Raw genomic sequence first — 8706 nt, 5'->3', positions numbered from 1 at the left:
CAAATACTTTGAAGAATTAGGATTAATCGATTTATGTAAATATGAGGTTGGATTGTTGTCAAACTACTACGAAATGTAGTGTTTGGAGAAAGTATTCAGGAGCCGGATACGGCAAACGTAAGTCCGGTTCTGTGAGAGCAAAGAAACAGGATTAATTACCCTGTTTCTAGCTACTCGATCAATAAACTTGTCTTATAAAGTATTACAACTTTTCAATAAAGTGATCATGTTCACCACTTAACAATGGCGCTAAAAAATCTCTTTTAGCGCCATTTGAACAGATTTTAGAGACTATCGGTGCAACTACATATAAACTCCAAGAAGGTTTTTGTAGTTACATCATTATAAGCCAAATTCCTATAGCTGCTGCTGCTATAGCAAATATATAGAATAAAAATACTGTGCCCTTTTCTCCAAGAACTTTTCTAAACATTTTGATTTTAGGCATATTCCAAATAGATTCTGGTTTTTTTAATGTAATATAAACAACCACTATAGCGTAGACGATAAGTAAAATCCCTAATAAAGCATAACCATTCATAATTTATATTGCTCCCCCCTTTTTAATTTAAACCTCTTTTAATTTTTTTACTAAGCAAGGCAAATATAATACCTGTTATTAAAATAATAATGCTACAATTTAGTAATACTCCACTCCAAGTTGCTTCTTTTAGTATTATGCTATTAAGAGCATTAAAAGCCCAATAGAATGGAGACCAGTATAGTAAGTAATGCCATTGACTACCTAGAAATATAGCTCCAAAGATAGAACCTAAGATAGGGATAAATAGCATCTTCATACTAGATATGGCACCAAGTATATTGTCATTAGTCACACCGATTAAAAAACCGATCAATACACTAATCATTGCTATACATAGAATAACGACGATAACCATTAGATAATTAATTTGCCCATAATTTAGTATCGCTAGTATTCCTATGGAATGAATTATTGGAACCATAAATCCAAGGAGACCTTTTCCTATCACATATTGGGTTCGCGTAATAGAAGAGACATTTACAGCTGAAAGTGTATTTTCTTGCTTTTCTTCTACTAAATTAATTAATATGATCATACCACCAAATACAGATATAAATACTATTAGTAGATTTCCACCATACTGTTTAATTGGCGATAAATTCCAACCAATATCGGAAACTTCAACCTCAATAGGCAAATCTAAATTCTGATTTTCATATGAAGATACCATGTATTCCAGTAAATCAACAGAAGATGCTCTTTCATTACCTTCTTGAATAATACTATAAGTTAATCCCTTTTTTGTAAGACCAAATACGTCGTCTGTATCATTGACGCGTTTATTTACTCTTTCTATACTATCAAATGTTTCTACATTTCCAAAGTCTTCAAGATATTCTACCATAGTACTATCTATTGAATTATCTACAGCTATATTTACGGTGGTTGCACCAACAGAAGAAGTCATCATCCTTAATATGACAGCAAGTATAAATGGAAAAATAATAATATATATAATCATAGAATCTCTTAAGCTCGATACAATATCTCGCATAGTAATAGTAAATATTTTCTTCATCATTATCCTCCCCTATACCGTTAGTGTTTTCTTAAATCTATGATTTGACCATAAAAAGAACAATGCTGCTAAAACAGTAAAACCTGCTACATTAGAGTAAATATAGGCTATATCCGGATTTTCTAAAAAAACCTCTCTAAATGCAAATGCCATAGGGTATGAAGGTAGTATTCTAATTATTATAGGATTAAAACTAGGCATGAAATATGAAGTTGTTGCAAATGCCAGTGTCATAAAAGTTACTAAAATTGCTCCCATAGCCTTCATTATTGAGTCGTAAAAACTTGAAATAAATAAACCTATCGATGTTCCAAAGAGATTAGTTGCTATTAGTAAAGCTATTAAATGAAGATAGTTTGCTTTTAATCCTGCAACTAACAAGGTAGTAATCAAACCCGTAAGAAGCCCAGTCACAAGCATTACACCCATTTTAGAGAGAAGATACTCCCAAACTTTAGCTGGCGTTACTGCAAAAGCCCTAATGGTACCTTCTTCTTTATCCATAAAAATATAAGTTGCTACAATGAAGAGTCCCGTAAATGCTGAATTAAGCAGTAAAAATATCGGCAACATATTTAATCTGTCTGAGAGCCTTTCACTAGAACTAGCGAGAGTTACTATATTGGTGTTGCTCCCGTATTCAGGCAGATCCTTTATTCCTTCAGCTATCAACGACTTTTCTATTATATTTCTGTACTTTTGACTTTCATACCCTTGGAGAATAACATTATACAATATCTTTTGATCTACCATAGATATAGAAATACCTATACTATTTCTATCTTCCTCTAACATGTATTTTATTTCATCCATTGAGTCTAAAAGTATAATATTGCTAGAGTTATCCGATTCTAGTGCCTCTACTATTTCATTTGACTGTAATGAGGAATCAATATGAGCATACATATTAATATCAGAAGAAAAATTTTCAGGTACCACAAAGAGCAAGATGGCAACAAATATTAAAGCCATAAGAATTTCTATATAAATATAGAAAGTTTTAAATGATACTTTCATATCCTTAATAAAGTTATGTGCAAATTTCATTATACTAGCCCCCTACCGGTTACCTTGATAAATATCTCCTCAAGAGTTGCCTCCTTTGTATGCATTAGTTCAATTTCATAATTATTTATAATATGGTTTAACTTTAATCTTTCTTCTTCTTTTATTAGTGAAAAACTATCTTTCTTGATTTCATTTCCATCTTTATACTCTATATCTACCAATTTCTGACCATATTTTAACTTTAAATTTCTAGGAGAGTCTATAAGTTTTAACACTCCATCAATGATAAATCCGACTCTATCACATAGTTCGTCGGCAATGAACATATTATGAGTAGTTAAAAATATTGTAGAACCTTCTTTGCTTTTTTCTTTTATTACATCTTTTATTTGATTTGCAATAGCAGGGTCTAGACCTGTAGTAGGTTCATCAAGAAACCAGAGTTCAGGCTTATTTAACATGCTTCTAGCAAATGTTAGTCTGTGTTTCATACCTTTAGAAAAAGTTGAAGCTTTTTTATTTGCTACATGTGATAATCCAACTATTTCGAGGAGTACATTAGGTTCTATAGTTTCCACATCAAATAACTTTCTATAGAATTCTAAATTTTCTAAAGCCGTTAGTTTACCATAGACATTAGATTGTTCAAAAGATACTCCTAATTTGTTAAACATTTTTCTAGATGGATTTTTCATATTATAACCTGCAACTTCTGCTAATCCATCTTGCATTGGTAATAAACCAGTTAATATTCCCTGTGTAGTAGATTTGCCTGCACCAGATGGTCCTAAGAATCCAAAAGCTTCTCCTTTGGCTACCTCAAAATTAACATCATCAACTGCATATTTTGAATCCTTTGTATAAGAGTAAAAAAGATTTTCAACTTTAATCATTACTACCATCCCCCTCAATCTTTGATATACCGTATTGCACAAAATCTAAAAACTTTTCAACTACAACCATCATTTCTTCGTTGTACTCCCTCTTATTAGTCAATTTTGTATAATAATCTACTATGGACAAATTTAATGATGATAAAATATATGAAATCATTTTTAGGTCTAGATTTTCTCTTATCTCTCCTCTTTCCATAGCATTTTTTAAAAGCAACTCAAACATTTCATCAGATTTTCCTTTATTATCATCTATTATTTCAATGTATATTGGATGAGTAGTATCCGCGATAAGTTTGTTGCCAATCTCTAAAAGCTGTGGATTTTCCATAGCAAAACTTAAACCTGATTTATATATTTCTCTCATTAATGTATAGAAATTATGATTAAAAGGATTCATCATAACAGGTGACATATATTTAATTTTTTTCTCAACAATAATACTAATTATGTGTTTGTATAAATCTTTTTTATCGTCGAAATATTGATAAAAACTCCCTTTAGATATTCCACTACTCTCAACTATTCTATTTATCGATGAGGTATCAAAACTATAATCTTTAAATTCTTGTATAGCCGCATCTTCAATTTTTTTTCTTTTTTCTTCTGGTAAATTATAAAAAGTTTCCTTTGGCAAGAGTGTCCCTCCTTAGATGACTTAATAGTCATATGACTCTATAGTCATAAGATATCACGATTTATTATCCTTGTCAATATCATTAATACTAAATATTGTACATTTCAATATTTAGTATCTCAATTAACCCTTGCCTAATAAAGCTTTTATTGTTATCTTTATTAATATAACTACAACACTTAAGTTGAGAGTTAAAATCTATTACTTCTTTGGAGGCAAAAATGCGTAAATTAGTTTTAATCATCTTATTTCTTTTGATTTTATCACCCTCAATTGCTTTAGCTCAAGAATACGAATATGACCCTGAGTATGACTCGGAGTATGATTATTATCAGGACGACTCAATGGTTCCTATACATTCTAAAGGACAAGTATTAGAAATAATTGATGAAGAATTAGATATTGATATAGGCGGAGGTCTTAAGGTCGCTCATCAAACTTTGAAAGTTAAAATAACTAATGGACCTTTTAAAGATCAAGTAATTACTACTGAAAATTCTACATCAGGCAATGTCGCTTATGATATGTGGCTTGTTGAGGGAGACAAGGTCTTACTATATTTGGAGACGACAGAAGATGGAGAATTAGTTGAAGGCTATGTAATGGACTTTGTGAGAGATACCTACCTTTTGGCCATAATTGCTATCTTTATACTAGTACTTATTATTGTCGGGAAAATGAAAGGGCTTAAATCCGTATTTACTCTTGGTTTTACGCTATTAATAATTGGTAAATTTTTATTACCATTATTATTTAAAGGTTATAATCCTGTTTTATTAGCTCTACTATCTGGATTTATTATTGCAACAGTGACATTCTTAGTAGTTGCTGGGAGAGGCAAAAAAAGTATTGCAGCTATTTTAGGAACAACAGGTGGCCTACTTACAGCAGTACTTATCTCAATTATAATTGGCAAAATGGCCAATCTTCGAGGTTTAAGTGGAGAAGAAGCACAAATGCTTATGTATATACCACAAGAGATACAATTTAATTTTCAAGGATTACTTTTTGCTGGAATTATGATTGGTGCTTTAGGAGCAGTAATGGATGTAAGTATATCTATTGCTTCAGCTATGGAAGAAATTAAAAATGTTGGGAATAAATTAAATTTTAGAGAAATGTTTAAATCTGGTATGAATGTTGGAAAAGATATTATGGGCACTATGTCAAATACTCTCATCCTTGCATATACAGGAACATCGATACCATTACTTTTATTACTAATGGCTTATGATGAGCCTATATCTAAATTGATTAATATGGAATTTTTAGCTACAGAGGTAATTCGAGCTTTATCTGGAAGTATAGGGTTAATACTAAGTATACCAATTACGGCATTTATAGCCGCAATATTAATGAACACTAATAACAAGTCATAGAAATTGTATTAATAGTAAAGTTAATAAAATACAATACAAAGTATACAATATAATATAAAAGTAAAGGAGATTTTAATAATGTCGTTTATAGAATTAGCAAAAAAAAGGCATTCTGTCAGAGATTATAAAGATATACCTGTAGAGAGAGAAAATATACTCCAAGTATTAGAAGCTGCTAGATTTGCTCCATCGGCTGTTAACTATCAGCCATGGCATTTTGTAGTAGTTTCAGAGAATGCTCTAAAAACCAAAATTGCAAATACTTATTCAAGGGACTGGCTTAAAAAGGCACCAGTTTTAATAATCGTTTGTGGCGATCATTCTAAGTCTTGGAAACGAGATGATAATAAAGATCACTGTGATATCGATATTGCAATTGCTGTAGATCATATGACCCTTGCAGCAGCAGAAATTGGATTAGGAACTTGTTGGGTATGTAAATTTAATGCTAAAGAATGTCATGAGATACTTGAATTACCCGAAAATATTGAGGTAGTAGCAATTCTTCCAATAGGTCATCCATCTTCTGATAAGCTTCCAGAAAAGAAAAGAATGAACTTAAATGATATGGTTAGCTTTGAAAAATATAATGGATAGGTATTAGATTTACAAAGAATAGGGGCACAATTATTGTTGCCCCTATTCACTATAAACGAGAGAAAACCCCTACTGAATTAAGTTTCACTTTATTTAATTTTTAATTCCATTGAATTTGTTCCCAAGATAAATTGAAAGTCTTTTTCCACGTAATGATGTTAATAATAAATAAAATTATTATATATACTAATAATCCAAATGGAATTAATGTAGATAAGTAATGTACAAGGGCCATTATACCTCCTACTATCATTAGAAAGATTGTTTTACCGCTTTCCTTATTAATATCATTAAATGACATGGAAAATGGCAGATTTTTATCTAACATAAAAAATGTGATAAGGGTTAATAATACAAAATTCAAATAAATTGCAAGCAAATGTGGTATAATCCTTACTCCAAAAATTAATATAAAAATAATACTATTTATTGATAATACTGGCAGTACCAAATGAATGACAAAAGCTTTGATAGTACCTGTAAAAATAGGTTTTACATTATCTATAGGTAATGCTTTATAGATCCAAGCACCTCTATAATTACCAGAATATTTTATCATTATTAATATACTTGGAATAATGATAGCGCTAAAATATAAGTTTAAAAATCCATTTCCACTCGGTAATTCTTGTATGCTTTGCATTTGTAATTGATTCATAAGAAATATATAAGGAAAAATAAAAGCAAATCCTAATGAAGGATACACCTTCAATTTGAATTCTCTTTCTTTTTTCAACATAGAACTTGCAAATCGGTAAAATATTAATTCTTCTCTACTAGTGCATACTATCCTGGATATTATATTGGGATTTTTTTTAGGTTTAGTCTTTTTCTCACTATTCTCATTTAATTTCAAAAGATTCTTCTCAAAAGAAGGCATTAATCGAATATACGTAATTATTGCTAATATAGGAATCATAAGAGTAAGCAAAGAAAATATTATATACGATATGTTTAAATCGCCTCTCAGTAGCAGTTGAAAAGGTCCTCCAAACCATACAGGTGGAATAAGAAACTGCCACCATCTTGGAACAAAAACAATACTCAGATCTACAAAGTTAAAAAGTCTTGCCACTAGTTGAAATCCTACAGTAATTACTAATGATAGTCCTATTTGAACGTAATTTATTACATCCTTAAGTTTCTCTCCATCAAAATATTTTAGAATTATAGTATATAACATGGCTGTCAATGTAATAATTAAGAAGTTCATCAATACAATTTCTACGAGAAAAAGTAAAAAGAATAATACACCAAAACGAATTAGCGAAGTAATGAGTACTCCTCCAGCTAAAGAAATACTTAAGTAAAACAAGTATAAGAAAATGTGAATTGCTTTAGCAGTATTCATGGTACGACTATTTACTGGTCTGGTCATCATGATATTTTTATCTTTTACATCTAATAATACTGATGAAAAATCTGATATTAAAGAAGTCATAATCATAAACATAAAGATACCAAAGATTGTGCTCATGGCAAATATATAATCTTCGCTAATAAATAATAAGGGTATCAAAAATAAACCAATTAAGATATATAGCCATAGTGAACTAATAAAATAATTCTTTTCATTATTTTCTTTTTTTGTATTAGATTGTGACATAAAAGTGGATACTCTTCTGGTATCCATAGTAAGTTTTACTTGAAGTATGCGTCGCATAATAGGATAATCAACTTCAATAGCTAAAAATATCTTTTGAAATTTATCTAACAAGCGTAATATCATAAAATCTTTCATATACTATCTCCTGTTTCAATGATATCTACAAAATCTGATGCTAAGGATTGATGTTCATTAAATCCTGTTAATTGATTAAATATTTCTTCTAGAGAACCTTCTGATTTATCTCTTAATTGTTCAAAGCTACCGTCTGCAAGTATTAATCCATCGCTAATTAGTAATATTCGATTACTGATTTTTTCTACAACCTCCATGATATGTGAGGAATAGAAAATAGTTTTACCTCTCAATGATAATGTAGATAATATTTCTTTTACCACAATTACACTATTGGCGTCTAAACCACTTAATGGCTCATCCCAAAACAAAATATCTGGATTATGTAATAAGCTTGATATAATAAGTACCTTTTGTTTCATTCCTTTAGAAAATGATGAAATACGCGATTCATAAACATCTTCAATACCTAATATTTTCATTAAGCTTTTAGCTTTTTTGTTTACTTGATCATGTTCTAAACCATATAATTCTCCTATGAATGTTAAATATTCCTGTGCTGATAGATTATCGTAAATATCGGATGATTCAGGTACATAGCCAATTCTTTTTTTATAGGAGATTTGATTGACAATAGATTCACCAAAGATTTTAACTTCTCCGGTAAAACCCTCTAAAAGTCCCAATAATATTTTAATAGTTGTGCTTTTACCAGCACCATTCGGACCAATATAGCCTATAATATCACCTTTACCTACTTCAAGATTAATTCCTTTAAGAACTTCATTATCACCAAATTTCATTTTCAAATTGCTTATAGAAAGAATGGATTTACTATTCATCTCCAATATAATTCCTCCTTTTATTATGTATTAATTTACATTTTAACACATTAATTACTTATTGCGATTATTTTTTATTAATTTGGGTAGTGAATAATGGTTATATA

General features: G+C 30.0%; 9 protein-coding genes. 2 read left to right on the top strand and 7 right to left on the bottom strand.

Annotation, left to right across the window (positions count from 1 at the left end; genetic code table 11):
• Nucleotides 1–334 precede the first annotated feature (334 nt).
• From GC105_RS09930 to GC105_RS09910, 5 genes are read right to left on the bottom strand one after another with little or no spacing between them, the layout of a single operon-like run.
• On the bottom strand, nucleotides 335–541 hold the full coding sequence (locus tag GC105_RS09930; protein WP_152804275.1) for a hypothetical protein: 207 nt from the start codon (nucleotides 539–541) through the stop codon (nucleotides 335–337).
• A 22-nt stretch (nucleotides 542–563) separates the two neighbouring features.
• On the bottom strand, nucleotides 564–1562 hold the full coding sequence (locus tag GC105_RS09925; protein ID WP_193708362.1) for an ABC transporter permease: 999 nt from the start codon (nucleotides 1560–1562) through the stop codon (nucleotides 564–566).
• A 12-nt stretch (nucleotides 1563–1574) separates the two neighbouring features.
• Nucleotides 1575–2609, bottom strand: a complete 1035-nt coding sequence (locus GC105_RS09920; protein WP_152804271.1) for an ABC transporter permease — start codon at nucleotides 2607–2609, stop codon at nucleotides 1575–1577.
• Nucleotides 2609–3463, bottom strand: a complete 855-nt coding sequence (locus GC105_RS09915; protein ID WP_152804269.1) for an ABC transporter ATP-binding protein — start codon at nucleotides 3461–3463, stop codon at nucleotides 2609–2611. Before GC105_RS09915 ends, GC105_RS09920 begins: the two co-directional genes overlap by 1 nt.
• Nucleotides 3456–4100, bottom strand: a complete 645-nt coding sequence (locus GC105_RS09910) for a TetR/AcrR family transcriptional regulator (RefSeq protein WP_152804267.1) — start codon at nucleotides 4098–4100, stop codon at nucleotides 3456–3458. Before GC105_RS09910 ends, GC105_RS09915 begins: the two co-directional genes overlap by 8 nt.
• Before the next feature lie 221 nt (nucleotides 4101–4321).
• Between GC105_RS09910 and GC105_RS09905 the strand changes: the two genes are divergently transcribed.
• Complete coding sequence (locus tag GC105_RS09905; protein ID WP_152804265.1) at nucleotides 4322–5479, top strand: YibE/F family protein; 1158 nt, start codon at nucleotides 4322–4324, stop codon at nucleotides 5477–5479.
• Between the two features lie 78 nt (nucleotides 5480–5557).
• Nucleotides 5558–6076 (top strand): nitroreductase family protein, encoded by a 519-nt coding sequence (locus GC105_RS09900; protein ID WP_152804263.1) that lies wholly within the window; start codon nucleotides 5558–5560, stop codon nucleotides 6074–6076.
• A gap of 100 nt (nucleotides 6077–6176) precedes the next feature.
• Here GC105_RS09900 and GC105_RS09895 read toward each other — a convergent pair whose 3' ends face one another.
• Both GC105_RS09895 and GC105_RS09890 read right to left on the bottom strand, forming a co-directional pair.
• Nucleotides 6177–7817 (bottom strand): hypothetical protein, encoded by a 1641-nt coding sequence (locus GC105_RS09895; protein ID WP_152804261.1) that lies wholly within the window; start codon nucleotides 7815–7817, stop codon nucleotides 6177–6179.
• Nucleotides 7814–8599 carry an ABC transporter ATP-binding protein gene (locus tag GC105_RS09890; protein WP_152804295.1) on the bottom strand — a complete coding sequence of 262 codons (786 nt, stop codon included), beginning with the start codon at nucleotides 8597–8599 and terminating at the stop codon, nucleotides 7814–7816. Before GC105_RS09890 ends, GC105_RS09895 begins: the two co-directional genes overlap by 4 nt.
• Nucleotides 8600–8706 lie beyond the last annotated feature (107 nt).

The sequence above is a fragment of the Alkalibaculum sporogenes genome, from assembly GCF_009362815.1.
Lineage (GTDB): Bacteria > Bacillota > Clostridia > Eubacteriales > Alkalibacteraceae > Alkalibaculum_A > Alkalibaculum_A sporogenes.
The sequence above is the reverse complement of the archived record's forward strand: the minus strand, read 5'-3'. Positions and strand labels throughout refer to the sequence as shown.

Excerpts from the sequence above, each read along its gene's own strand:
- GC105_RS09930 (WP_152804275.1), bottom strand. The coding sequence starts at position 541 with ATGAATGGTTATGCTTTATTAGGGATTTTACTTATCGTCTACGCTATA.
- GC105_RS09925 (WP_193708362.1), bottom strand. The coding sequence starts at position 1,562 with ATGAAGAAAATATTTACTATTACTATGCGAGATATTGTATCGAGCTTA.
- GC105_RS09920 (WP_152804271.1), bottom strand. The coding sequence starts at position 2,609 with ATGAAATTTGCACATAACTTTATTAAGGATATGAAAGTATCATTTAAA.
- GC105_RS09915 (WP_152804269.1), bottom strand. The coding sequence starts at position 3,463 with ATGATTAAAGTTGAAAATCTTTTTTACTCTTATACAAAGGATTCAAAA.
- GC105_RS09905 (WP_152804265.1), top strand. The coding sequence starts at position 4,322 with ATGCGTAAATTAGTTTTAATCATCTTATTTCTTTTGATTTTATCACCC.
- GC105_RS09900 (WP_152804263.1), top strand. The coding sequence starts at position 5,558 with ATGTCGTTTATAGAATTAGCAAAAAAAAGGCATTCTGTCAGAGATTAT.
- GC105_RS09895 (WP_152804261.1), bottom strand. The coding sequence starts at position 7,817 with ATGAAAGATTTTATGATATTACGCTTGTTAGATAAATTTCAAAAGATA.
- GC105_RS09890 (WP_152804295.1), bottom strand. The coding sequence starts at position 8,599 with ATGAATAGTAAATCCATTCTTTCTATAAGCAATTTGAAAATGAAATTT.